The organism is Aeromonas sp. s4, from assembly GCF_040907855.1.
GTDB lineage: Bacteria > Pseudomonadota > Gammaproteobacteria > Enterobacterales > Aeromonadaceae > Aeromonas > Aeromonas caviae.
In genome coordinates, this window is the sequence record NZ_JBFOCP010000029.1 from 1 (window position 1) to 24,547 (window position 24,547).

At 64.0% G+C, this 24,547-nt stretch carries 20 protein-coding genes, 1 tRNA gene and 1 other annotated feature; of the genes, 18 read left to right on the top strand and 3 right to left on the bottom strand.

Annotated features, from left to right (window positions below):
- The 5 genes from AB5Y89_RS08365 to AB5Y89_RS08385 form a co-directional block, all read left to right on the top strand.
- A partial coding sequence (locus AB5Y89_RS08365) for a cadherin domain-containing protein (RefSeq protein ID WP_368223469.1) occupies nucleotides 1-2,457 on the top strand: 2,457 nt, incomplete at its 5' end.
- 71 nt (nucleotides 2,458-2,528) lie between these two features.
- Nucleotides 2,529-5,165, top strand: a complete 2,637-nt coding sequence (locus tag AB5Y89_RS08370) for a sulfotransferase (RefSeq protein WP_368223471.1) — start codon at nucleotides 2,529-2,531, stop codon at nucleotides 5,163-5,165.
- Complete coding sequence (locus AB5Y89_RS08375) at nucleotides 5,153-6,448, top strand: TolC family protein (RefSeq protein WP_319907794.1); 1,296 nt, start codon at nucleotides 5,153-5,155, stop codon at nucleotides 6,446-6,448. Before AB5Y89_RS08370 ends, AB5Y89_RS08375 begins: the two co-directional genes overlap by 13 nt.
- Nucleotides 6,449-6,500: 52 nt before the next feature.
- Nucleotides 6,501-8,609, top strand: coding sequence for an ATP-binding cassette domain-containing protein (locus AB5Y89_RS08380; RefSeq protein ID WP_324040794.1), 2,109 nt, complete (start codon nucleotides 6,501-6,503; stop codon nucleotides 8,607-8,609).
- The gene (locus AB5Y89_RS08385) at nucleotides 8,599-9,813 is read left to right on the top strand and encodes an HlyD family efflux transporter periplasmic adaptor subunit (RefSeq protein WP_052688010.1); all 1,215 of its coding nucleotides are present in this window, start codon (nucleotides 8,599-8,601) and stop codon (nucleotides 9,811-9,813) included. Before AB5Y89_RS08380 ends, AB5Y89_RS08385 begins: the two co-directional genes overlap by 11 nt.
- A 187-nt stretch (nucleotides 9,814-10,000) precedes the next feature.
- On the opposite strand, the gene AB5Y89_RS08390 is transcribed toward AB5Y89_RS08385, so the two are convergent.
- Both AB5Y89_RS08390 and AB5Y89_RS08395 read right to left on the bottom strand, forming a co-directional pair.
- Nucleotides 10,001-10,077: transfer RNA gene (locus tag AB5Y89_RS08390), tRNA-Arg, on the bottom strand.
- A gap of 50 nt (nucleotides 10,078-10,127) precedes the next feature.
- Nucleotides 10,128-11,279 carry a flagellar assembly protein FlgT gene (locus AB5Y89_RS08395; protein WP_039041370.1) on the bottom strand — a complete coding sequence of 384 codons (1,152 nt, stop codon included), beginning with the start codon at nucleotides 11,277-11,279 and terminating at the stop codon, nucleotides 10,128-10,130.
- A 265-nt stretch (nucleotides 11,280-11,544) separates the two neighbouring features.
- Between AB5Y89_RS08395 and AB5Y89_RS08400 the strand changes: the two genes are divergently transcribed.
- Nucleotides 11,545-12,165, top strand: a complete 621-nt coding sequence (locus AB5Y89_RS08400; RefSeq protein ID WP_010673310.1) for a FlgO family outer membrane protein — start codon at nucleotides 11,545-11,547, stop codon at nucleotides 12,163-12,165.
- An 88-nt stretch (nucleotides 12,166-12,253) separates the two neighbouring features.
- Nucleotides 12,254-12,679, top strand: coding sequence for an LPP20 family lipoprotein (locus AB5Y89_RS08405; RefSeq protein WP_010673311.1), 426 nt, complete (start codon nucleotides 12,254-12,256; stop codon nucleotides 12,677-12,679).
- A gap of 538 nt (nucleotides 12,680-13,217) precedes the next feature.
- Here AB5Y89_RS08405 and pheA read toward each other — a convergent pair.
- Nucleotides 13,218-14,390: a prephenate dehydratase gene (gene pheA / locus AB5Y89_RS08410; RefSeq protein ID WP_103244400.1), complete on the bottom strand. Its 1,173-nt coding sequence runs from the start codon at nucleotides 14,388-14,390 to the stop codon at nucleotides 13,218-13,220.
- Between the two features lie 38 nt (nucleotides 14,391-14,428).
- Nucleotides 14,429-14,562: a sequence feature (Phe leader region), on the bottom strand.
- A 191-nt stretch (nucleotides 14,563-14,753) separates the two neighbouring features.
- Between pheA and AB5Y89_RS08415 the strand changes: the two genes are divergently transcribed.
- From AB5Y89_RS08415 to AB5Y89_RS08465, 11 genes are all read left to right on the top strand, one after another.
- A complete protein-coding gene (locus AB5Y89_RS08415; protein WP_316287355.1) occupies nucleotides 14,754-15,353 on the top strand; it encodes an HAD family phosphatase in 600 nt (199 codons plus the stop codon).
- A 114-nt stretch (nucleotides 15,354-15,467) separates the two neighbouring features.
- Complete coding sequence (locus AB5Y89_RS08420) at nucleotides 15,468-16,331, top strand: hypothetical protein (RefSeq protein ID WP_162540653.1); 864 nt, start codon at nucleotides 15,468-15,470, stop codon at nucleotides 16,329-16,331.
- A gap of 88 nt (nucleotides 16,332-16,419) precedes the next feature.
- Nucleotides 16,420-16,974, top strand: coding sequence for a DUF3157 family protein (locus AB5Y89_RS08425; protein ID WP_039041373.1), 555 nt, complete (start codon nucleotides 16,420-16,422; stop codon nucleotides 16,972-16,974).
- Between the two features lie 178 nt (nucleotides 16,975-17,152).
- Nucleotides 17,153-17,782, top strand: a complete 630-nt coding sequence (locus AB5Y89_RS08430) for an outer membrane beta-barrel protein (RefSeq protein WP_039041374.1) — start codon at nucleotides 17,153-17,155, stop codon at nucleotides 17,780-17,782.
- A 173-nt stretch (nucleotides 17,783-17,955) separates the two neighbouring features.
- Nucleotides 17,956-18,900 (top strand): DUF523 and DUF1722 domain-containing protein, encoded by a 945-nt coding sequence (locus tag AB5Y89_RS08435; RefSeq protein WP_010673317.1) that lies wholly within the window; start codon nucleotides 17,956-17,958, stop codon nucleotides 18,898-18,900.
- A gap of 139 nt (nucleotides 18,901-19,039) precedes the next feature.
- Nucleotides 19,040-19,927: a MerR family transcriptional regulator gene (locus AB5Y89_RS08440; RefSeq protein WP_368223476.1), complete on the top strand. Its 888-nt coding sequence runs from the start codon at nucleotides 19,040-19,042 to the stop codon at nucleotides 19,925-19,927.
- Nucleotides 19,924-21,354: a deoxyribodipyrimidine photo-lyase gene (gene phrB, locus AB5Y89_RS08445; protein WP_368223479.1), complete on the top strand. Its 1,431-nt coding sequence runs from the start codon at nucleotides 19,924-19,926 to the stop codon at nucleotides 21,352-21,354. Before AB5Y89_RS08440 ends, phrB begins: the two co-directional genes overlap by 4 nt.
- Entirely contained in the window at nucleotides 21,351-21,779 is a 429-nt protein-coding gene (locus tag AB5Y89_RS08450; RefSeq protein WP_010673320.1) for a nuclear transport factor 2 family protein, read from the top strand. Before phrB ends, AB5Y89_RS08450 begins: the two co-directional genes overlap by 4 nt.
- Nucleotides 21,776-22,510, top strand: coding sequence for an SDR family NAD(P)-dependent oxidoreductase (locus AB5Y89_RS08455; protein ID WP_368223482.1), 735 nt, complete (start codon nucleotides 21,776-21,778; stop codon nucleotides 22,508-22,510). The genes AB5Y89_RS08450 and AB5Y89_RS08455 overlap by 4 nt, the downstream gene beginning before the upstream one ends.
- Nucleotides 22,507-23,766 (top strand): NAD(P)/FAD-dependent oxidoreductase, encoded by a 1,260-nt coding sequence (locus tag AB5Y89_RS08460; protein ID WP_368223485.1) that lies wholly within the window; start codon nucleotides 22,507-22,509, stop codon nucleotides 23,764-23,766. The genes AB5Y89_RS08455 and AB5Y89_RS08460 overlap by 4 nt, the downstream gene beginning before the upstream one ends.
- A complete protein-coding gene (locus tag AB5Y89_RS08465; RefSeq protein ID WP_368223488.1) occupies nucleotides 23,763-24,542 on the top strand; it encodes a DUF1365 domain-containing protein in 780 nt (259 codons plus the stop codon). The genes AB5Y89_RS08460 and AB5Y89_RS08465 overlap by 4 nt, the downstream gene beginning before the upstream one ends.
- Nucleotides 24,543-24,547 lie beyond the last annotated feature (5 nt).

A 24,547-nucleotide genomic window follows, 5' to 3' on the forward strand; every position in this document is an offset into this window, starting at 1 on the left:
TACAGCCTGAAGGCGGGAGCGGACGCGGCGCTGTTCAGCATCGATGCCACCACAGGTGCCGTGACCCTGACGGGCAACCCGGACTACGAAACCAAGGAAAGCTACAGCTTCACCGTGGTGGCCACCGATACGGCGGGCAATGCCAGCGAGCAGGTGGTCACCTTGGGTATCAATAACCTGGATGACACAGCCCCGACCATTACCTCCGCTGCTACCGCAACAGCTATCAGCGAGAACAGTGGAGCAGGCCAAGTCGTTTACACCGTCACCAGCACCGACAGCGGTGACGTCTCGACCGGTAGCACCAGCTACAGCCTCAAGACGGGTGCCGATGCTGCGCTATTCAGCATCAACGCCAGCACGGGCGCGGTGACCCTGACGGACAACCCGGACTACGAGACCAAGGCCAGCTACAGCTTCACCGTGGTGGCGACCGATGCGGCGGGCAATGCCAGCGAGCAGGTGGTCACCTTGGGGATCAACAACCTGGATGACACAGCCCCGACCATTACCTCCGCTGCTACCGCAACAGCTATCAGCGAGAACAGTGGGGCAGGCCAAGTCGTTTACACCGTCACGAGCACTGACACCGACGACGTCGTGACCGGCAGTACCAGCTACAGCCTGAAGGCGGGAGCGGACGCGGCGCTGTTCAGCATCAATGCCGCCACGGGTGCCGTGACCCTGACGGGCAATCCGGACTACGAGACCAAGGCCAGCTACAGCTTCACCGTGGTGGCCACCGATGCGGCAGGCAATGCCAGCGAGCAAACCGTCACCCTGGCTATCAACGACTTGGTGGATGAAACCGCACCGACAGTCAGCAGCATCGCCATCAGCGGTGCAAGCGGTGCACAGAGCGGGCGCCTGAATGCAGGCGATGTGGTCAGCGTCACCGTGACCATGGATGAAGCAACCGTGGTCGATACCACTGGCGGCACACCCCGTGTGGCGCTGAATGTCGGTGGTAGCACCGTCTACGCCGATTACGTTTCGGGCAATGGTACGGCCTCATTGCTGTTCCAATACACCATTCTGGCGGGTCAGAACGATGCCAACGGCATCAGTCTGGATGCCAATGCACTGCAAGCAAACGGCGGCACCCTGCGCGATGCGGCGGGCAATGCCGCTACCCTGACTCATGGTGCGGTAGGTGATAACGCCAGCTACCTGGTAGACACCACGGCCCCGGCTGTCAGCAGTGTGGGTATCACCGGGGCCAGCGGTGCACAGAGCAACACCCTGAATGCCGGTGACGTGGTCAGCATCACCGTGACCATGGATGAAGCGACCGTGATCGATACCTCAGGTGGCACACCCCGTGTGGCGCTGAATATCGGGAGCAGCACCGTCTACGCCAATTACGTCTCGGGCAGTGGCACGGCCTCATTGCTCTTCCAATACACCATTCTGGCGGGTCAGGCCGATGCTAACGGCATCTCGATCGTTGCCAATGGCCTGGAGGCCAACGGTGGCACCCTGAGCGATGCCGCGGGTAATGATGCGAACCTGAGCCATTCCCTGGTGGCCGACAACGCCAGCTACCTGGTGGATACCTCGGCGCCTGTGGTGAGCGGGGTCAGCAGCACCACGGCGGCGGGCACCTATGGCGTGGGGAGTGTGATCAGCATCCAGGTCAGTTTCAGCGAGGCGGTCACCGTCTCTGGCACGCCGCAACTGACTCTGGAGACCGGTGCCACGGATCGGACCATCAATTACGTCAGTGGTTCAGGCTCCAATACCCTGACCTTCAACTACACGGTGCAGGCGGGGGACACCAGCGCCGATCTGGATTACCTGAGCGCGGCGGCACTCGGCCTCAATGGCGGCACCATCCGCGACGCCGCTGGCAACAACGCCACGCTGACCTTGCCGACCCCGGGCGGGGCCGGTTCACTCGGGGCAAATGAAGCCATCGTGATCGACACATCCGGGCCTGTGGTCGACACCAGCATAGTGGTGTTTGACCTGGTGCAGGGGGTCAGTTCCGACCACAGCAGCCGTACTTTTGATGCAAATACCAGCTACACCATTTATGTCCGGGTAAACAGTAACTCATACCAATTGAGTACAGATGGCACATCGACCAACCCCGGTGCGACATGGGACGAGTGGAAAGGGGCCAGCAATTTGGGTGCAGATGACAAGATCGTTCTTGTGGGCACTGGTACTCCTGTGCGTGGAAGTACCTTCTTGAATAATTTTGTCACCCGCCTCCAGGTAGGCGTCAACGCAGGTGGTGGAACTCATTATGTAGGGTGGTACGACGCTACAGCTTTAGGCGCCACTGCGTATGCCAACGGTATCTTTAATCGAGCAATAAATTGGAGCGATCAGGGGCAAGCACGACTGTGGACAAGCGGTTACTGGGCCAACTTGGATGCGGGCAAGGCACTCAATGATGTATATCTGTTACAGATGCCAAACGGTGTCCTGACCTCTCAAGGGCTGGTTTGACCCGGCTTTAATTCTCCACCCTTATCGCCCCTCATGGAGGGGCGATCCAGTCCCAGGATCCCGCGGTTCCCATGAGTTCACTCTCCCTATTGCGCACGCTGGCCTTGCAGCAACAATTTGTGCTGTTGCAGGAGGCCTGCAGCGCCCCACAACACCCCGCCGAACAGGTATTGCTGGCGCTGGCCTGTGCCCAGCTTGGCGAGCTGGATGCCGCACGCCACGCGCTGGCAGGGCTGGATCTTGCCGCTCTTGACGTCGACGGACGTGTCGACCTGGCTGCCGTCCAACTGCTCTTGGGTGATCTTGATATGGCGCAGGCGCTGCTCGAGACAGCCCGGCATGACGCACCGGATCATGCGCTGCTGTTGGCGCGGCTGGCGACCTGCCAGCTCAGGCGCCAGCAGACGGCGGCGGCGCGGCAGCTGTATGAGCGCAGCCTTTTCCTGGCGCCCAATATCCTGTTCTATCAACAACTGCTGCGCCTCTATTTGCAGGACGGCGCCATCGCACTGGGCGAGCAACTGCTGACCCGGGCCGAGGCCTTCTGGGAGGGGGAGCAGGAGCACTGGCCCGAGCCACAGGCGGCCTGGCATGGCCAGCAACTGCGAGGTCTGCGTCTGGAGTTGTGGCTGGCGGCAGAGGAATATGCCGCCGCCGATGCCTGGCTGGACGAGCAGCAACGCTTGCTGGACGAAGAGGATTATTGCGGCCTGGTCAGGGGGTACGCCCAGCGGCTGGCCGAGCAAGGTCGCCATGCCCAGGCCGAGGATGCCTTGTGCCGGGGAGGAAGAGAGTATCCCGACCATCCCGGCTTGCATCAGCATCGCGCCGAGCTGGCTGAGCTGCAAGGGCGCTCGTCCCAGGCCATTGCCTTGCTGCAGCGGGCCATCCATCTGGCGGGCCAGCAGCAACAGCCCGTGCTGGCATTGCGCCTCAAGCTGGTTGCCGTCGCGACCCAGGGGCAGACGGCGCTGGCCAGAGAGATGGCCACTCAGGCTCTCGAAGAGGCGCAGGCATTGCCGCCGTCAGAGCGTCTCGACGGGGCTCCCCGATCCCACTGGCTGGCCGAAGCACAGGTGGCGCTGGCCGGGGTCGAGGCGCAGGAGCAGCAGTATGACGAAGCCGACGCGCGCTACAGCCAGGTGCTGCAAGCGCATCCGCAACAGGTGTCGGCCTTGCTGGGGCTGGGGCAGTTGTACCTGCAACTGGGACGTATTGAGGAGGCGGTGGCGCTGTTTGAACGGGTTAAGGTGCTCGACCCGGTGCGCGGATATGCCTCGCTTATCAATGCGCGGCGCTTCCCGGAGGATGACGCCACCCTGCACCATCTGGAGGCGCTGGCCCGCCGCCCCGGTCCAGAGGGGCTGGTAAAACCCGGTCTGCTGTTGCAGTTGGCGGCCTCCTGGGAGAAACGCCAGAACTATGCCAAGGCCTTTGCCCTGGCCGATGAGGCCAACAGCGCCAGCCGCGCCTTGCTCGGCTATGATCCGGCGGCGCACCGGCAAGCTTGCGCACGCATCCGTCATGCCTTCAGCAGATCGCTCTATGAACATCGCCGGGGTATTGGCAATGACTCGACGCTGCCGGTGTTCGTGCTGGGCATGCCGCGCTCCGGCACCACGTTGATCGAGCAGATGCTGGCCAGCCACAGCCAGGTCCACGGTGCGGGCGAGCTGGGGCTCATCCCCGGCGTGATTGCGGGCCTTGAACGGTGGGAGCGCCGGGTCGGTTCCGGCCGACATTACCCCGACTGTGTGGACGATCTGGACGCCAAGGTGATCGCGGGCATCACGGGCAATCTTCTCAAAGAGCTGCAGGAGTATGCTCCCGGGGCGCGGCATGTGGTGGACAAGCTGCCCCACAACTTCGAGAACATCGGTCTCATCAAGCTGCTCTTCCCCCATGCGCGGATCATCTCGGTGCGGCGGGATCCCCGCGATATCGCCATCTCCAACTACTTTACCGATTACGCGGCCAAACACGGCGGCATGGGCTTTGCCTATGACCTGACCTGGATAGGGGAACAGCTCGCCGACCATAACCTGCTGATGCACCACTGGAACCAGCTCTTCCCCGGGGAGATCCTGGAGGTGAGCTACGAGGATGTGCTGGCGGACCCCGAACGCGAGGCGCGGCGCATGCTGGATTACGTCGGGGTGGTCTGGGAGCCTCAGGTCCTCAATTTCAGCGAGTTGCAACGGCCGGTGAAAACAGCCAGCGTCTGGCAGGTGCGCCAGCCGCTGTACAAGAGCTCCATGGCCAGATGGGCGCGTTACGAGGCCCATCTTGCCCCGCTGCTGCGCGGCACCAATGGGCGCATCCAATGGCAACCGATCGACGACATGGTGGCGCTACCCGTGCCCGGCTTGCTGGAAACGGGCGTGGCGCGCTACCGGGAAGAGAAGCTGGACGAAGCCGAGCACTGCTTCAAGCAGTTGCTGCATCACCTGCCCGAGCACGCTGCCGCCACCTTCATGGTGGGGCTTGTCTATGTGCGCAAGGGCCATCTGGCCGAGGGCATCGCCCTGATGCACAAGGCCCACGAACAGTGCCCCTGGCATGGGCAATGGCGCGAGGATCTGGCGCAGGCATATACGCTATCGGGCGAGCCGGAAAAGGCGGCGCAGCTGATGCGCAAGGCGCCGCCTGTGGCACAGACAGCCTTGCCCCACAACGAACAGGAAATCGACGAAGAATGTTCATGGTAACTAGCTTGCCGCAGTTGAGGCGGCATGGCCTGCTGCTCCTGAGCCTGGCCGTGTTGACCCTGCCCGCGAATGCACAACAGGCCGATGGCTTGCAGGCGGCGTTGCAGGCGGCCCTGAGCCAGCACCCTGCCGTGAGTGGCAAACGGGCACAAATCGAGGCAAGGGAATATTCTGCCGATGCAGCCCGCAGTCAGCGCTACCCCAGCGTGACTGCCCAGGTGCAGCAGGATGCTGAAGCCACCACGGGGGAGGATCGCGCTACGCCGGTGACGTTGCGCGCTCGCCAACCTTTGTGGGCATTCGGGCGCATCGACAACAGCATTGCGTTTGCCGATGCCGACACAGAGGTCGAGCGTGTCGACCTGCTGCGAGTGCGGCGCCAGTTGCTGGAGCAGACCGCGGTGGCTTACTCCAATGTCCTTGGCAGCCGTCAGCGCCTGGAGGTGGTTCAAGCCAGTCTGGCTGCCCATCAGTCGCTGTTCGAGCAGATCAGCCGCCGGGAGCAGGGTCAGCTGGCATCGACGGCCGATGTTCGCCTGGCGGCCACTCGCCTCGCGCAAGCCAGGGCGAGGGTGGAACGATACGAAGGGGAGCTGGCCATTGCGAGAAGCGATCTGCTGGCCCTGACCCAGACGCCCGTGCCTGCCCGACAACCGGTGACACCGGATCTGCTGCAGGTCAGCGAGGGCGAGGCATTGCACCAGGCCGCCCTGCAGGGCAGCGCCGAAGTGCGTTACAAGAAACAGGAGATCGAGCGGGCCAGGGCGAGTGTGGAGCAGGTCAGAACGGCCTCCATGCCCACGCTCTACCTGCAAGCAGAGCAGGATTACGATCAGCCATCCTACCGGGATGATACCCGGGTCAGTTTGGTGCTGGAGGGCACGCTGGAGGGGATGGGCTTTGCGACCCGTGGCAGGACAGACGCTGCGGTGGCGCAGCAGAGCGCGGCCGAAGATGACCTGGCCTATGCCGTCAGCGAGCTGGAGCGCAGCGTGCGTCGCCTGCAACGCAGCCGTGAGCTGCAGGCCGGGCTGGTGCGGGTACAGACTGAGTCGCTGGCGGAGTTGGGGGCCGTGCTGGGATCCTATCAACGCCAGTATGTGGCAGGGACCAAGAGCTGGCTCGATGTGCTGAATATCCAGCGCGAATTCAGTGAACAGCAGTTGCAACTGGTCCAGGCAAAGAGTGACTGGGAGATTTACTCCTTGCAATTGGCTGCCCTGACAGGGGGGCTGGATCCCCTGGTGACCTTGAACGGTGAGGAGTTACAACCCCATGGATAGGCAAACCGCCGAGCAGGCGCCGCACGGCATGTCATCTGCGTTGGTGACACACTTGTTGGCTACGTTACAGATCCCGTTCGACCGCGATGCACTGGCACAGGCGTGGGAGCAGGCGGCGCCAGCCACTGCCACCCTCGGGCCCGCACAGTGGTTGAGGCAGGTACTGATCCAGGCCGGATTGAAGAACCTTGCACCCGTGCAACTCGCCTGGCGTCGTCTTGATCAGCGCCGCTTGCCGGCACTGGTCTGTTCCCAGGGGGAGTGGGTGCTGGCGGAGCGGGATGCCACGGGTCGCCTGACCCTGCTCGATGGGGCAGGGATGCGCCGTGAGGCCGATGAGAGCGAGCTGCAGGATGCCCTGGTGGTCTGGCTGCGGGCACCGGTGAGCAGACGTGCCGATGCCGACAGTGTCTTCTCCGGCAACCTGGCGTCTCGCCTGGTGTGGCGAGAACTCTTTCGAGAGCGGGGCTGGCTGTGGAAAGTCATCGTGGCCACCGTGCTGGTGAACCTGCTGGCCGTCGGCACGTCCATTTTCGCCATGCAGGTCTATGACCGTGTGGTGCCGACCCTGGCCTATTCGACCCTGACCACCCTGGTAACCGGCATGGGATTGATCATCCTGCTGGACTGGATGTTGAAGATCACCCGGGCCAGGATCCTGGACAGCCTCTCCTGTGCCGTCGACAAGCGGGTTTCGCAGCAGGTCTTCGAGCATGTACTGCATCTGCGCCTGGATCAGCAGCCGCGCAGCCTGGGCACTCTGGCGGCCCAGGTTGGCGGGCTGGATGCCGTGCGTCAGTTCTTCAGTGCCGGCGTGGTGTTTGCACTGGTGGATCTGCCCTTTGCCGCCCTGTTTCTGGCATTTATCGCCATCATCGGCGGCGCGGTGGGCTGGGTGTACACCCTGCTGCTGCCAGTGGCATTGCTGCTGGGATATGTCAGCCAGTGGCGCCTTCGCGCCTTGCTGTCACAGCAGATGCTGCGCAGCAACGAGCGCCAGGGGTTGCTGGTCGACACGATCCGGGGCGCAGAGACGATTCGCGCCAACAATGCCGGCTGGCGTTTTGCACAGGAGTGGCAAGACGTGACGGCGACCATCGATGGCTACAACATCCAGCAGAAGGCGGTCAGCAGTTTCTCCAGCGTCAGCACCAGCAGCCTGTCAACCCTGGCCTATGTGGCCGCCGTGGTTGTCGGGGTATGGCAGATCGAGGCTGGCCTCCTGACGATGGGGGGGATGATCGCGTGCAGCATCCTGGGAGGGCGGGTGATCGCCCCCATCGCCCAGAGCGTCCAGTATCTTGCGCAGTGGCAGCAAGTCAGACAGGCGTTGCAGATGGTGCACCAGGTCTTGTCCCTGTCGCGGGATCGGCGCCCGGAGCAGCAACTGCTGCTGCCGGACGAACTCCCCAGGGAGGTGGCCCTGGAGCGCGTGCGTTTCGCTTATCCCGAATCGCCCATCTGCCAGCTCGACATCGAGCGCCTGCAGTTCAAATCCGGTGAGCGGGTATTGCTGGTCGGGCCGATCGGGTGTGGCAAGTCGACGCTGCTCAAGATGCTGGCCGGCCTGTATTGCCCCAGCGAAGGCCGCATCCGTCTGGGAGACGCCGATCTGTGGGAAATCGATCCCCAACTGGTGGCAAGCCAGGTGGGGTATCTGCCGCAAGCCGTACAGCTGTTCAAGGGCACCCTGCGCAGCAATCTGGCCCTGACCGGCGTGACCAGCGACTCTCGCCTGCTGCAGATCACCCGCGAGCTTGGCATCGACGGCATTGCGGCATCCAGCCCTCAGGGGATGGATCTCGTGATCAGCGAGGGAGGAGAGGGGCTCTCTGGCGGCCAGAGGCAGCTGGTTGCGCTTGCTCGCGTCCTGATCAACCAGCCCAGGGTATGGCTGCTGGACGAACCGACGGCGGCCCTTGACGGCGAATCCGAGCAGCGTGTCTGGACGGCCTTGCAAGGGGCGATACAGCCCGAGGATATCGTGATCGTGGCGACCCACAGGCCCATGGCGGCCGCCCGGCTGGCGACGAGGGTCATCGCCATGCAACAGGGGCGGGTGGTAAAAGATGGCACGCCGGATCGGGTGCTGACACAGATGCTCGCCCGACCGGCGGCATCTTCGCACCCTGGCAAAGGAGGAATGCTTGATGTGGTCTGATCGTTTCCTGCAAGACGATGATGCGCGTACCCAGGCTCGGATCCGCAAGTTGCAGAACTCTCACCGGGGCCGTCAGGGCTGGTTGTGGATGACGGCGCTCCTGATGGCGATCTTTGTTGCCTGGGCCTCATGGTTTCGGGTGGACGAAGTCGCCCGTGCCACGGGCGAGGTCATTGCCAGCAGCCGGGTGCAGATCATCCAGTCGGTGGATGGCGGCGTGCTGGAGCAGTTGCTGGTCAAGGAGGGGGACAGGGTGGCCCCCGGTCAGTTGCTCGCCCGTCTGGAGCAGACCAGAGTGGGGGCGTCGGTCGGAGAAGTGGAGGCCCGCCTGTTTGCGCTGGAGGCGAGGGCCACCCGGCTGCGGGCGGAAGTCATCGGTGAACCGCGACTCACCTTCTCACCTGACCTGCTGGCACGCTCTCCCGAGACGGCCCGTGTCGAGGAGGCGCTGTTCAAGCAGCGCCAGACCGGCCTCAGGGAAGAGCTGAGAACCATGCGAGTGGCGGTGTCACTGGCCCAGAAGGAGCTGCGTCTGGTGGAGCAGCTCTATGCTGATGGCGATGCCAGCGGCTCCGAACTGCTGCGGGTGCAGCGTGGGCTCAACGAGGCCGAGGCCCGGCTGGTGAACCGGCGCAACCAGTTCCTTGAGGAGGCCAGACTGGAGCTGGCCAAGGCGGAGGATGACATGGCGCAGGGCGCGCAGACCCTGACCCTGCGCAAGCAGGAGCAGCAGGACAGCATGTTTACCGCCATGGTGCCTGGCATCGTCAAGAACATCCGGGTCACCACGGTGGGCGGTGTGCTCAGGGCCGGGGAGGAGCTGATGCAGATCATCCCGGTCGACGACGATCTGATGATTGAGGCCAAGGTGAGCACCGCGGACATTGCCCGTGTGGTGCCGGGTCTGGAAGCGACGATCCGTTTCGACACCTTTGACTACACCATCTTTGGCGGCGTGAAGGGGGAGGTGGCCTATGTCAGTGCTGACAGCCTCAAGGAAGAGACCAGTCGCGGCATGGACATCTATTATCGCGTGCGGATCAAGCCTGCCAGCTACCCCGTGACCTCCACGACGGGCAGGGAGATCGACGTGTTGCCGGGGATGACGGCCCAGGTGGATATCCGCACCGGTGATCGTACCGTGATGGACTACCTGCTCAAGCCCCTGCGCAAGACCCTGAGCGAGTCATTCGGAGAGCGCTAGATGGGATTGAGGGGACCTGACCTCGTCCCCGAGCTGATGCCTGCCTGATCTGGCGGGCATGGCGCACAGGCCGTGGCGAGGGGTGTCGCTCCCCGAGGCCCGCCATGTGGCGCCCGGGATGAGGGGGAAATGGCGCAGAAACGCACAAGGGGCTGGCATCATGACGATGCCAGCCCCTTGCTGTGTATGGCGTTCCCGACTGGAGTCGAACCAGTGGCCTGTCCCTTAGGAGGGGACCGCTCTATCCTGCTGAGCTACGGGAACCTTGTGGCGGGCATTATACAAGAAGCATTGTGCTTTTAAACCCTTGATTCCTATTCCAATACGGCCAGGTCACCGATTTGGACATTGAACGGCGAATATTTGTTCTGACTGCTGATGATGGCGCCATCCTCGAACACCTGCACCACCTCGAACAGACCGTCTGCGGGGTTGCGCATCACCCTGGACTTGCCATAGGGGTCGACGAAGTCGGCGCTGTGCTGGACGCGGAACTGGTCCCCGAGTTTGACCCCGTTGCGACGGCCCAGGTTGATGTGGGGGCCGCGCTCGTGCTGGGCCACGATCCGGGCGGTGACGGGGGCACAGGCGAGTTCGGCGGCGATGTCCTGGGCCGCCTCCTTCAACTGGTAGCCAACCTCCTGGCCAAAGCTCGACTGCCAGAACTGGCCGCCGCTGCTGCCCACCTGCTCCCGCTTGGAGAAGGTCCAGTTGGCGCGGCCCTTGTACTCCTTGCGGCCGAGCAGGCTGCCGTTGATGCCGTCGAACAGGTAGAGCTGCATGGAGAAGTTGCGCACGGGATCCTCATACCAGCTGGTGAGGGCGTTGCCCTGGGGCTCGAGGGAGAGGTCGTCGATGCTGCCGAGCACCAGATACTGGCTGTCGGTGCGCAGGCTCAGGGCCTTGATCTCCTCGAGGGCGCTGCGATCCCCCTGTTGCAGATGGAGAGGGTCGATGCGCAGGTTCTCGTCCAGCCACTGGCGTGCGACCACCTGGGGCGTCGTCGCCAGGGTTTCAAACAGCCGGCGGGAGAGATCGGCGGGCATGTCGTCCAGGGCACCGGTGCTCGCCTGGTCCGGGTAGCGCATGCGCAGACGCACCAGCGTCAAATCCTTGGCGTAGTGCTGGGTCTGACAGATCTGCCGCTCCGCCTGGATGTCGGCCACGAGGGTGATGTACATGCGGCCGTTGCGCACCTCTTCGCGCTTGAGGCGGTACTGGCGGATGTCGCCGCCGGAGCGGATCTGGATCTGCTCGGAGCGCAGGCTGCCGTTTTCCAGACGCTGGATGCTGGAGACGGAGGCACCGCTGGCCAGCAGCGCCTGGCGCAGGGCATCCCGGGTCGCCTGCTCGCGGGCGTAGACCTCGTCGCCCCCCAGAATGGCGGCACTGCCCTGGGCCTCGATAAGTTCGGCCCTGGCCGACAGGCTGGCCAGCAGCAGGGTGAACAGCAGCGAAACTTTCATAACAAATACCTTGAGTGGGCGACCCCGCTGCCGCCGGTGAGGCGGGTCAGGGATCCTGGACACAGATCCGGTCTGCACCGGAGCGGGTGACCAAATAAAAGCAAGAACCATGCCTTCTTCCCTGGCCGGAGCCCGTACGGTGGGCTCCGGTGGCACAGTGCGCGCCTCTGCCCGGGGATCATCGAGGATCCTGCGCGCATTCCCGCCTCAAGTGTTGGCGGTTGCGACCGATAACAGGTCAGGTGCAGATACAGGAAAGGTATCCATGAAGAGAGTTATCACGGTGCTGGCGGTGGCGCTGGCATTGGTCGGTTGCGGGTCGGCCGACCCCATCAATCGGGAGCTGGGAGACCCCCGCCAGGCGGCGAAGGGGATGGAGCTCAACTGGCTGGTGGCCCGCATGACGGATCAGCTGATGGAGCGCAAGTCCCTCACGACCCTGACCGAGCCCATTGCGGTCGCCTCCTTTGTCGATCTCGACACCCTGAAGGACACCAACTGGATGGGGCAGCAGATCGAGGAGAGCTTCATCTACGAGCTGAACCGGCGCGGTGAGGTGGTGGTGGACTTCAAGACCACGGGCAACATCCAGGTGACCCCGCAGGGGGATTTCGTGATGAGCCGCAACTACAAGGATCTCTCGTCCCGGCTGCCCATCTCCCGCATCCTGACCGGCACCTTCAGCCGCAATCAGCAGGGGATCCTGGTCAACGCCCGCATCATCGATCTGCGCACCAAGATGGTGGAGACCACGGCCCAGAGCCTGATCCCGAAACAATATTTGTCCGGTGCCAGCAACTCCTTTGGCCGGGCCTCCATCAATCGCGGTTACCTGATGCGGGGGGGCCAGAGCCCGTCCGGCCATCTGGTCAACCTGACCCCTTGAGGTGGCGCGTCATGAAGCGTGAAGCGGGCTGGCTGACATTGAGCCGTGAAACATCGGGTGTGGTGAACAGGAAAACGGGGAAACAGCGATGAAAATCTTGTTGGGTTGCCTGATGGCCATGTTGCTGACGGCGTGCAGTGGCAACCGGGTGGTGAACTATGACGTGGGCGAGAAGCCCGATGATTTCCCGGTGCTCAAGGCGGTGGGGTATGCGGTGATCGACATCCAGCCCGGTCCCTCCCAGTCCGAGAAGATGTTGCAGGCGATCCGCGCCTCCAAGATGGACGCCTACCGGGAGCTGGCGGAGCAGCTCAACGGCCAGCAGGTGCGCGGCCAGAGCAGCTACAAGGACCTGACCCAGACCTCCAACTCCCTGGATGTGTCGGTGGCGGGCATGGTGCGCGGTGCCCGGGTGGTGGCGACCTATCCCCGTGGCAACACCTATGCCACCGAGCTGGAGCTCGACACCCGCAACCTCTATCACCTGAACCAGCTGATGGCGGGCCAGTTCTAGGGCGGGTCCGGGGGGCGCCGGCATGAGCCCGGCGATCATCACGGTACAGACAAAGGCGAGCGCAGGCTCGCCTTTTTGTTTGGCCGGGAAAGAGCTCGGATCTGCGGGGAATAACCGGGGCTGGCGCCTTGGACGGATAGGGCCTGCGGTGAGGATAACCGTGGTTGAGGGGCCGGGCGGGATCCGGCCTGTGGCGAGGAAAAAGGGGGCTGAGATCGAACAAGAGGTGCCCGGGCGCCGGAATGGCAGCCTTTTTTGTTTAGGGAAATCTAACGATATCATCATGTCGTTAAATAAAGCCAAACGATAGAAAGGCCCGGCAGGCGGCAAAAGGAGGCCGCAACGGGAGGAAGATGGCCTGATGGTGAGTGGAAAGACAGCAGCGCTAGGATCCCGGGTCCGCGAGGAAGGGGGTGGAGGGCGGTTTAATGCCGGAAGGGAAGGGCGGGACTGGGCAGCGTCTCACGGGGAGGGCGCAGAGAGCACAAAGGCGAGCCGGGGCTCGCCTTTGTGTGGCAGGGGCGGGATCCGCTCCCCATCAGCTTCCCATCAAGACGGGCGGCACGGCGGTCGGCTTGACGTCTTCGCTCGGGTAGCAGCCCAGCACCTTGATGTAGCGGGTGATCTTGGTCAGCTCCAGCAGGGCGGCCTGCATGGCCGGGGTCTGCAGGTTGGCGGAGACATCCAGGTAGAACATCTCCTCCCAGGGGTTGCCCTGCACCGGACGGGATTCGAGCTTGGTCATGTTGATCTCGTGGCTGCGCAGCACCAGCAGCGCCTCCACCAGGGAGCCCGGCTTCTGGGAGGTGGACATGATGAGGGTGGTCTTGGCCGGGATCTGGGGAGCCACGTCGATGGGCTTGCGCGCCACCACGATGAAGCGGCTGTAGTTCTCCTTCTGGTTGGCGAGCTGCTCGGCCAATACGTCTAGGCCGTAGAGCTCGCCGCCGGCGGCGCTGCCGATGGCCGCCGCTTCCGGGCTTGCCAGCTCCTTGACCTTCATCATGGCGCTGGAGGAGGAGTCGCAGATCTCGTGGCGTGCCCCTTCCAGCTTGCTGAGGTAATGGGAGCACTGCTGGAACACCTGGGGATGGGCGTAGAAGGTCTTGATGCGGGACAGCTCGGTGGGCACGGCGGTGAGGATGCAGTGCTCGATGGGATAGGTGAGTTCACCCACGATGGAGAGGGTGGTGTGCTGCATCACGTCGTATACCTCGTTGATGGAGCCCGAGCTGGTGTTCTCGATAGGCAGCACCCCGAAGGCGGCACGGCCCGACTCCACGGTGTCCAGCACCTCGCGGAAGTTCTGGCAGTTCACCTCGATCACCTGATCCTTGTAGCGGGCCAGGTACTTGCGGGCGGCCAGGCTCGAGTAGGAGCCGCGCGGTCCCAGGTAGGCGACGCTGGTCATGGGCTCCTGCTGCTGGGGGTTGAGCAGGCTCTGCAGGTAGGCCTGCTGGGAGAGCACGGAATCTTCGATGATGGTGTGGTAGATGCGGGTGATGTACTGGGCATCCAGTCCGAGGGCGCGCCCTTTCTGGATCAGGGCGACCAGCAAGTCCTGTTCGCGCTGGTGGTCACGGATGGGGCGGGGATTGGCCTGCTTGGCGCGGGCGACCTCGATGCTGAGGGTCTTGCGTTTGGCCAGCAGGGCGAGCAGCTCCTGATCCAACTGGGTGATGTCGTGTCTGATCTCGTCGAGCGTTGCCATGGTGGTTCCCTATCCAGTGATTCTGTGGTGTGTGGTGCAAAAAAAAGCCTCCGCTGGGGAGGCTCGATTCGTCTTTGGTTTCTGTTTACGCGAATGGTTCACGTGACGACGGGCCTTCCCTCATGTGGGCCGGGTAAACGAGAAAACAAAGAAGAATGGTGTGTTCATGGGCGTGTCCTGAATGTAACGCCATAACCATTAAGGGATTTGGCGGTGCGATGCAAGTAAAACTTGCCCGGGGGCGTTGAACGGGGCAGGGTGGTGGCTCGGGTTGCCGAGGGGGAGTGAGCGTCGTTCTGCTCCCTGTTTGTGGCAACCGCCGTGACCACATCCGTGGCAACAACACATAGAGGGGACGAGACGATGGCGGTGATCTTCGATCTGGGCAGGGTGGTGGTGCGCTGGGATCCGGTGGCCATAGTGAGTGGGGTGCGCGGACCCGAGGGGGCGACAGCGATCGCGGATCAGCTGTTCAACCACCCGGACTGGCTGGAGGTGGACAGGGGGACCCTCTCCCTGCACACCATGGCCCGTCAGGCGCAGGGGCGCACCGGCCTGTCGATGGCGGAGAATCTGGCCATCTTGCAGGCGGTGCCGCCCTCCCTTGTGCCGGATCCCGCCATGGTGGCGCTCATCGAAGAACTGCACGGTGCAGGCCACACCCTCTATGCCCTCTCCAACATGGGGCACGCCAGCATCGACTGGCTGGAGCAGCATCAGTCCTTCTGGCGCTTCTTCAGCGGCAAGGTGGTGTCGGCCCGGGTGCGGATGCTCAAACCCGAGCCCGACATCTACCGCTATCTGCTGGTGTCGTTCGACCTCAAGGCTGGGGAGTGCCTCTTTATCGACGACAGCCCGGCCAACGTGGCGGCGGCCGAGGCGCTCGGTCTGCGGGGGCTGATCTTCACCGATCCGACCCGGTGCCGGGCGCATCTGATCGCTCAGGGGTTGTTGCCTGCCTGAGGGGAGCCAGTTTCGCTTCGCAGCGAAAAAAGTGGGCAAAACCTTGATTCAGGGCAAATAATGTACAGCTTTATCCATGCTCTTTAAGTGTATATTCAGCTTGGGGCGGGCAAAATGGTATCCAGTTCATCATCCGGAGTTGTTGTTATGGATGCCAATGTCGTTGCGCTGCATCGGGGATACGATCAGACCTTTCAAGCCAGGGAACAGAGGCTCATCAACACCCTGGCCGGTTACAGCGAACTGCTTGTCTCCTTCTCCGGCCGACTGGAATCCTGCTACAGCATGGATCTGTGCCGGGCCAGCGGGGTGCGATTTCGCGCCATCACCCTGGACAACCCCACCCTCAGCCGCCAGTCGGTGGCCAGGGCACAGCGCTACTGCCGGCACTACGGCATCCCCCATCAGGTGCTCAAGACCGACGAGATGATCTTCAGCGCGCACCTGGGCCACCTCGCCGAGGTGACCGACCCGGTGCGCTACCTCTGCCAGCAGCTCGAACATGAAGAGGGCCCGCCGCTGCTGATGTCGGCCTCGGTGGAGGAGAAGCGGGAGTACCTGCGCCGATTCCACAGCCTGCCCGCCAACACCCTCTGGATCTTTGCCGAGCAGGGGATGACCAACCGGGATTTTCGCTACGGCTTTCACAAGCGGCAACTGGCGCTCTGGGGAGACGTGGGGGAGGCCTGCCTGAGCCGGCGGTTTGTCGATATGACCTCCCTGGACAGGCGGCACCTGCGGATGGTCGACATGGCCGAGCAGATGCTGGTGGACATGGGGCTGGGGGGAGCCCAGGTCTTCTTCCATACCCTGGGTGACAGGGTCACCACCCTTGCGAGGATCCGGGTGCCCGAACGGCTGCGGGCCCTGGTGTTCGACATGCAGCCCACCATCCAGAAGGCCCTCAGGAGTGCCCAGTTCGATCTGGTGACCCTGGATCTGGCCACGCTGGAGGATCCCCACCCCCTGGTCATCTGAGCCGGGGCGTAACGTGAGGGGGGTCATAGGCAAGGAGGGCACGACTCTTTATACTGCCCCCTTCGCATCCTTTATCGAGTGCCTGCCCATGAAACCCCTCTCCCGACTGCTGGTCGCCCTCTGTCTGTGCCCTCTGCTGGCCGAGGCGGCTCCCCTGCACCAGATCACCTTGCCGGATGGTCGCCAGGTGCAACTCAATGACGATTTCACCTGGGAATACCTGCTGGTCAAGCCGGCAGCCACGGTAGCCGGTCAGGCAGTGACGGCGAGTGTCGCGGCCCCGGTGCTGACCGAGCAGGCCATGGCCCATCCCGACTTGCTCTCCCAGGCGACCCGGGACGGCATCACGGTGAAGCTGGACCAGGTGGCGGGGGACGATCCCCTCAGCCTGCAGTTCGTGGTGAGCAACACCGGCAGTCGCAACGTGGTGCGCGTCAACGGCAGCCTGACCCTGTTCAGCGCCGACGGGGTGCAGCTCTCGAGCGAGCCCGTGCGCTTCTGGGTCGGGGAGAACCGCCTGCCTGACTCCTACCTGCGCAAGGGGGAGGCGCGCGCCTCCCGGGCCATCGAGCTGGCACGCCCCGCCGGCCTCACCGGCAAGCCGCTGGTGCGGGTGCAGATCGACGAGGTGGAGTTCCGCTAGGATGACGGCGGGGGAGCCCTGGCTCCCCCGCAGAGTGTTGCACCGGTAACTGCCAGCAATATCCGCTTACATCTGACATGGTTTGGCAACAGCTTGCTCCTCGGCGTTGCCCCCTTTGCCCGTCACAATGGCTCCATTCCAGTTAGGTCCGCCTAACTCAACCCATGGAGTCAACAAAATGCAAAAGATCGCACTGTCTGTTCTGGTTCTGGCCGGTCTCTCTTCCACCTCCGTCCTGGCGCAAGATGCCTTCAGCTATGCCAAGGGCTCTGCCACCTGGGCCCACACCAAGTCTGACTACATCGGTGGCAAGGATGGGGAGAACCGCGACTTTGGCGGCTTGAGCCTGGATCTCTCCAAGAGCTTCACCAGCAATGTCTACGGCCGGATCGGCAGCGAATACACCTCCCGCAGCAGCGGCAACGACAGCATGGCCATCTCCAGCCTGGGGATGGGTGTCTACACCCCCCTCAGCACCGGCCTGAACCTCTACGGTGAAACCGGCCTGATGGGCTATAGCCTGGAACGGGAGCTGGCCTCCGACGTGAACCACTCCGGTTGGGATACCCTGGCCCGCAAGAAGAGCGGCAGCCTCTACGGAGAAGTGGGCCTGCGCTACGACATCGGTGCCGTCGAGCTCTCCACCGGCTATCGCTACGCCAACATGACCGACGACATGCACGACTTCAAGGCGGGGGCGGCGTACAAGCTGACCCAGAACCTGGCGCTCACCGCCGACTACACCTATCGCAACTGGGATCTGCAAAAAGGCTCCATCTCCAGCCTGGGTGTGAAATACAGCTTCTGATCATCCTTCCTGCAGGGTCTTCACCTTTACCCATGACTTCGGTCATGGGTTTTTTTTATGGGGGCTGATCCGCCCGCCGCCCCCTGGCCGTATCAGTTCGCAATAGTTATACAGCTTCCAATTTTTTGTATAACTGCTATAACTTACTCAAGGCTTATACAAGGGGCTTCATCATGTACAAGATCAAGGTCGGTATCAGTGCCTGTCTGCTCGGCCAGGAAGTGCGCTTCGACGGGGGCCACAAACGATCCAGTTTCTGCGAACGGGATCTGGGCGCCCATTTCGACTATCACCCCGTCTGCCCCGAGATGGCCATTGGCCTGGGGGCTCCCCGCGCCGCCATCCGGCTGGTGAAGCGCCAGGGCGAGGTGCGGGCCGAGGCAAGCAACGGCAGCTTCGACGTCACCGACAAGCTGATTGCCTTCAGCGAGCAGAAGGCACGCCAGCTCGACTTCCTCTCCGGCTACATCCTCTGCGCCAAGTCCCCCAGCTGCGGCATGGAGCGGGTGCGCATCTATGGCGCCAACAACGAGGGGAGCGCCAAGGAGGGGGTCGGCCTCTTTGCCAAGGCGCTGATGGAGGCCAACCCCCTGCTGCCGGTGGAGGAAGATGGCCGCCTGTGCGACCCCATCCTGCGGGAGAACTTCGTGCTGCGGGTCTTCGCCTACCACGACTGGCAGCAGCTTTGCGCCCGGGGGATCACCGCCTCAGCCCTGATCCGCTTCCATTCACGCTACAAGTACCTGGTGCTCTCCCACGCCACCACCCACTACCGGGCGCTGGGGCGCCTGCTCGCCAACCTTGGCAAGGCCAACTTGCAGGAGGTGGCCGACAGCTACATCCAGGGGTTGATGGCGGCGCTGACCCTGCGGGCCAACCGCCGCAGCCACACCAATGTGCTGATGCACCTGCAGGGCTACTTCAAGCGGGTGCTGACCCCGGCCCAGAAGCAGGAGCTGTGCGACACCATCGACAAGTACCGCACCGGCGTCTTCCCGTTGCTGGTGCCCCTTACCCTGATCCGCCACTACCTGCGCGAGTACCCGAACCCCTATCTCGCCGAGCAGGTGTACCTCAATCCCCATCCCGACACGCTGAAATTGCGTTACGGGCTGTGAAGGTGTGGCTGGATTTGGCCGATCAGGCCTACCTCGACCTTCATCCCGACACGCTCAAGCTGCGCTACGGGCTCTGAACCCTCTGTGCAGGCCCCGGCGGATGACCGGGGCCTCTTCCCAACGTTTGATGGACTCTCTCATGTCTGATGAATCACAAGCAGCCGCGCCTCTCCCCGACGAGGGCGTCTACCCCATTCGCGAGGTCTCCCGCCTCACCGGCGTCAACGCCGTCACCCTGCGCGCCTGGCAGCGCCGCTACGGGCTGGTGCAACCGGCCCGAACCGAGAAGGGCCATCGCCTCTACAGCGAGCAGGATATCCGCCAGATAGGCGAGATCCTGAGCTGGCTGGAGCGGGGGGTGAGCATAGGTCAGGTGAAGGGGCTGCTGAGCGAGCCCCAGAGTGCGCCGGTGAGCGACCACTGGCAGCAGACCCTGGAGCAGTTCAGCCAGGCGCTGCTCGCCTTCAACCAGCGCAAGGCGGAGGCCGAGCTTGGCGATCTGCTGGCGAGCTACCCCTTCGAGCTGGTGCGCAGCCGGGTGCTGCAGCCCCTGGTGGAGCGGCTGCTGGGGCTGTGGCGCGAGCGCCCCGATGGCGAGCTGCTGCAACAGGTGTGGCTCGGCTGGCTGCATACCCGCTTCGCCCGCCACCTCATCGAGCAGGAGAAGGGCGTGCCCGTCACCCTGGCAAGCTGGGGGCAGGTGGGGCCGCTGGATCTGGTCTGGGCTGCGTATGAGCTCATCGGTCAGGGATATGAGGTGCAACTGCTTGGGGCGGTGGAGCCCCGCCATGCCACCTTGCTGGAGGGGCGCGCCACTCCCCCCTGGCTGATCCTGTTGGGGGCCGGGCTCGGCAAGCAGGACCAGGCAGCCGAATGGCCTGCGGGCACCCGCTTCTTTGGCGAGCTGGGACGCCTCTACGATGAGCCGTGGCGGCGTGCCCGCAACTGGTACGCCACCCTGGCAGAGGTCAGTGCGACGCCCCGCACTGCCAAGGCGAAGGGCAAGGGCGGGAGAACACCGTCATGAGGCTGGTCTGGTTTCGCAACGATCTGCGTCTGGCCGACAACCCGGCCCTGCGCCACGCCTGCGCCGGAGATGAACCGGTCGCCGCACTCTTCATCGTCTCGCCGACCCAGTGGCAGGCGCACAAGCTGGCCCCGGTCCGCCAGCGCTTCATGCTGGCACAGGTGGATGCCATGGGCCGCGAGCTGGCGGCCCTCGGCATTCCGCTTCATCTGCTGCGGGTCGAGACCTTTGCCGAGGTGCCGACGGCGCTGACGGCGCTCTGCCGGGATCTCGGGGTGAGCCAGCTCTACGCCAACCAGGCCATCGAGATTGACGAGCTGCGCCGCGACCACGCCGTCAGCGCCGCGCTGGGGGAGCAGGGCCTGACCAGCCACTGGTTCAACGGCTGCTGCGTGCTGCCGCCCGGTCGGGTGCTGACCGGGTCGGGGGAGATGTTCAAGGTCTTCACCCCCTTCAGCCGCGCCTGGCTCAAGGCTCTCGAGGAGGATGGCTTCGTCATTCACCGTGCCCCCGCACCACGCGGCGAGCCGTTGCCGTGGCTGCCCCTGGCCGAGCGGGAGTGGGTGGACGACGGGCTGGGGAATCTGACGCCGGACACCCGCTGGCCGGTGGGGGAGGCTGAGGCGAGCCGCCGGTTGCACGCTTTTCTGGATCAGGCGGTGCTCGATTACGGCGAGACCCGGGACTTTCCGGCGCTGGCGGGCACCTCCGTGCTCTCCCCCTATCTGGCGGCGGGCATCATCAGTGCCCGCCAGTGCGTTGGGGCGCTGCAGCAGCGTCTCGGCTACCGGCCCCAGTCGAAGGCCCAACCCGGTTTCGTCTGGCTCAACGAGCTCATCTGGCGCGAGTTCTACCGCCACTTGCTGGTGCTGATCCCGAGCCTCTCCATGAACCGCCCCTTCAAGCCGGAGACGGCGGCCCTGCCGTGGAGCTGGGATCCGGATGCCTTCGCCGCCTGGTGCGAGGGGCGCACCGGCTACCCCGTGGTCGATGCGGCCATGCGTTGCCTCAACGCCACCGGCTGGATGCACAACCGGCTGCGGATGATAGTGGCGAGCTTCCTCACCAAGGATCTCCACATCCACTGGCGGCTTGGGGAGGACTACTTCATGAGTCGGCTCATTGACGGGGATCTGGCGGCCAACAATGGCGGCTGGCAGTGGGCGGCGGGGACCGGGGCCGATGCGGCGCCCTATTTCCGGGTCTTCAACCCCACCACCCAGGGGCAACGATTTGATCCACAAGGGGAGTTCATTCGTACCTGGGTCACTGAGCTGGCGGATGTGCCTGCTGCCTATCTCCACGAGCCCCACGACTGGTTGCGGCTCAAGGGGCGGCAGGATTATCCGGCCCCCATGGTGGATCATGCCGTTGCACGGGTGAGGGCCATCGAGATGTTCCGCGAACTGGAGAAAAAACTAGCATGAATGACGCGCTGGCCCGCTTTGTCATCCTCTACCTGCAATTGGACAAGCATCAGTTGCACCGCTTGCCGGAGGTCTATGCCGATGAGGTGCTCTTCATCGATCCTGCGCACCGGATAGAGGGGCTGGCCGCGCTCACCCGTTACTTTTCCTCCCTTTATGAGCGCCTTGCCCAGTGCAGTTTCGAGATAACGAGTCAGCAGCAGTCGGGCAACGAAGCCTGGCTCGCCTGGGTCATGACCTTCTCCCACCCCAGGATTGCCGGTGGCCGGGCTGTCAGGGTCGAGGGTGCCACCCGGCTGACGTTCGACTCCTGGGGCAAGGTGTGCCTGCACCGGGACTACTTCGATCTCGGGGCCATGCTCTACGAGCAGTTGCCGCTGCTGGGGCCCGTGGTACGTGCCATCAAGGGGAGGCTGGGGACATGAGCGGCCGGGTGCTGATCACCGGGGCCACCTCGGGCATCGGCCGCCAGCTGGCGCTGGATTATCGGCGCGCCGGCTGGCAGGTGTGGGGTTGTGGCCGGGACGAGGTGCGCTTGCAGGCACTGGCCGACCTGGGGATCACCCCTTTGCGATTCGATGCGCGCGACAGCGCCGCCATGGCCGGGGTGGCCGCGAGTCTGCCCGCCCTCGACCTGCTCATTCTCAATGCGGGCAACTGTGAATACATGGATCCGGCAGAAGGCTTTGACGGCGCCCTGTTTGCCCGGGTCATCGAGACCAACCTCATTGCCACCGGCAACGCCCTGGCCGCCTTGCTGCCGCGGTTGGGGGTGGGTGGACGGCTTGCCATCGTCAGCTCCTCGGTGAGCTGGCTGCCCCTGCCACGGGCGGAGGCCTATGGCGCCTCCAAGGCGGCCCTCGATTATCTGGCGGATACGTTGCGCCTGGATCTGGCCAGCAAGGGCATCGGGGTGACCCTGATCCGCCCGGGCTTCGTGCAGACGCCGCTCACCGACAAGAATGATTTTCCCATGCCCTGCCTGGTGACGGTGGAAGAGGCTTCCCGCGCCATCATGACGGGGCTTGCCGCCGGTCGCCACCAGATCCACTTTCCCCGTCGCTTCATCTGGCTGCTGCGCCTGCTCGGCGCCCTGCCGACAGGGCTCTGGCTGCGCCTTGGCCGCACACTCGTTTCGAAAGGACGCCCTTCATGAAGAAAAAGATCGCCATCGTCGGCTCCGGTATCTCCGGTCTCACCGCCGGTTTTCTGCTCCACAAGCTGCATGACATCACCCTGTTCGAGGCGGCGCCGACCCTGGGAGGCCACACCGCCACCGTGGAGGTGGAACAGGCTGGGCGCCACTATGCCATCGACACCGGCTTCATCGTCTTCAATGACCGCACCTATCCCAACTTCCTCAAATTGCTGGAGCGCATCGGGGTGGGGCGCCAACCCGCCGAGATGAGCTTCTCGGTCAAGAGTCCCGAGGGGATGGAGTACAACGGTCACAACCTCGATACCCTGTTCGCCCGGCGCCGCAATCTGCTGAGCCCGCGCTTCTATCGCTTCGTCGCCGAGATCCTGCGCTTCAACCGGGAGGCGCGGGCCTGGCTGGCCGCGCATCGCCAGCGGGAGCTGACCCCCGAGCTGACCCTGGGGGACTTCCTGCAGGCGGGGAAATTCAGCGACTATTTCGCCCGCCACTACATCCTGCCCATGGGAGCGGCCATCTGGTCCTCCACCCTGGCGGACATGCGTGTCTTCCCCTTGAGCTTCTTCCTGCGGTTTTTCGCCAACCACGGGCTGCTGGAGGTGGCGAACCGGCCCCAGTGGTATGTGATCCCGGGTGGCTCGCGAGAGTACATAGGGCCGCTCACGGCGGGCTGGCAGTCGCGCATCCGCCTCGCTACCCCGGTGGAGGCGGTGCGCCGGGTGGCGGATGGCGTCGTGGTCACCAGCCAGGGGCAGGAGGCCCATTTTGACGAGGTGATCTTCGCCTGTCACAGCGATCAGGCCCTGGCCCTGCTGGTGGATGCGAGCGAGGGAGAGAGGGCCATCCTCGGGAACATGCCCTATCAGGCCAACGACGTCTGGCTGCACACCGACGCCTCCTGCCTGCCGATGCGCCGCAAGGCGTGGGCGAGCTGGAACTACCAGCTCGGTGAGGATGACGGGGCGCGCCCCCTGGTGAGCTACAACATGAACATCCTGCAGGGGGTGAGATCCCCAGCGCCCTTCTGCGTCAGCCTCAATCCCCGTGGACGGGTGGACGAGAGCAAGGTGTTACGCCGTTTCGTCTATCATCATCCGGTATTCAATCAGGGCTCCATCGCCGCCCAGCAGCGACGGGGCGAGATCTGTGGCCATCAGCATACCCACTTCTGCGGGGCTTACTGGTACAACGGTTTTCACGAGGACGGGGTGCGCAGCGCCCTGGACGTGGCCAGACGCTTCGGGGCCGAGCTATGAGCGGCGCCGCGGCCTTGACGCAGGGGGGCGAGGGAATGGGGGAGGGGATCAGCGCCATCTGGCAAGGCTCGGTGCGCCATCGCCGCTTCGCCCCCAGGGCCCACGCTTTTTCATACAGCCTCTTCATGCTGGGGCTGGATCTGGACGAACTGCCCGGGCTTGAGCAGGGGCGCTGGTTTGCCGTGGAGCGGGCCGGACTGCTCTCGTTTCGCCGCGAGGACTATATGCGGGGCAGCGAAGGGCCCCTCAAGCAGGCGGTCTGGGACAAGGTGGCGGCCCTTGGGGGGGATGCGGAGCCCGGCGGGCGGGTGCTGCTCCTTGGCAACGTGCGCTGCCTCGGGTTTTATTTCAGCCCGGTCAATTTCTATTTCTGCGATCGGGCGGGGGAGACCCGCTACCTGCTGGCGGAGGTCTCCAATACCCCCTGGAACGAGCGCCACTACTACCTGCTGGATCTGGCGGCGCTCTCCCCCCATGACAAGGATTTTCATGTCTCCCCCTTCATGGGGCTGGGGATGCGCTACCACTGGCGCATCCGGGCGCCGAAAGAGGAGGCGCTGATCCATATCGAGAGCCACCCCGTATCCGGTGAGAGCAAGCTGTTTGACGCCACCCTGGCCCTGCGCCGCGCGCCGCTGTCGCGCAAGGGGCTGGCGGCGCTGCTGGCTCGCTGGCCCTGGATGACCCTGAAGGTGCTGCTCGGGATCTACTGGCAGGCCCTGCGCCTTTTTATCAAACGCACCCCCGTCTTCACCCATCCGGAGAGCCGCCCGTGACGCCG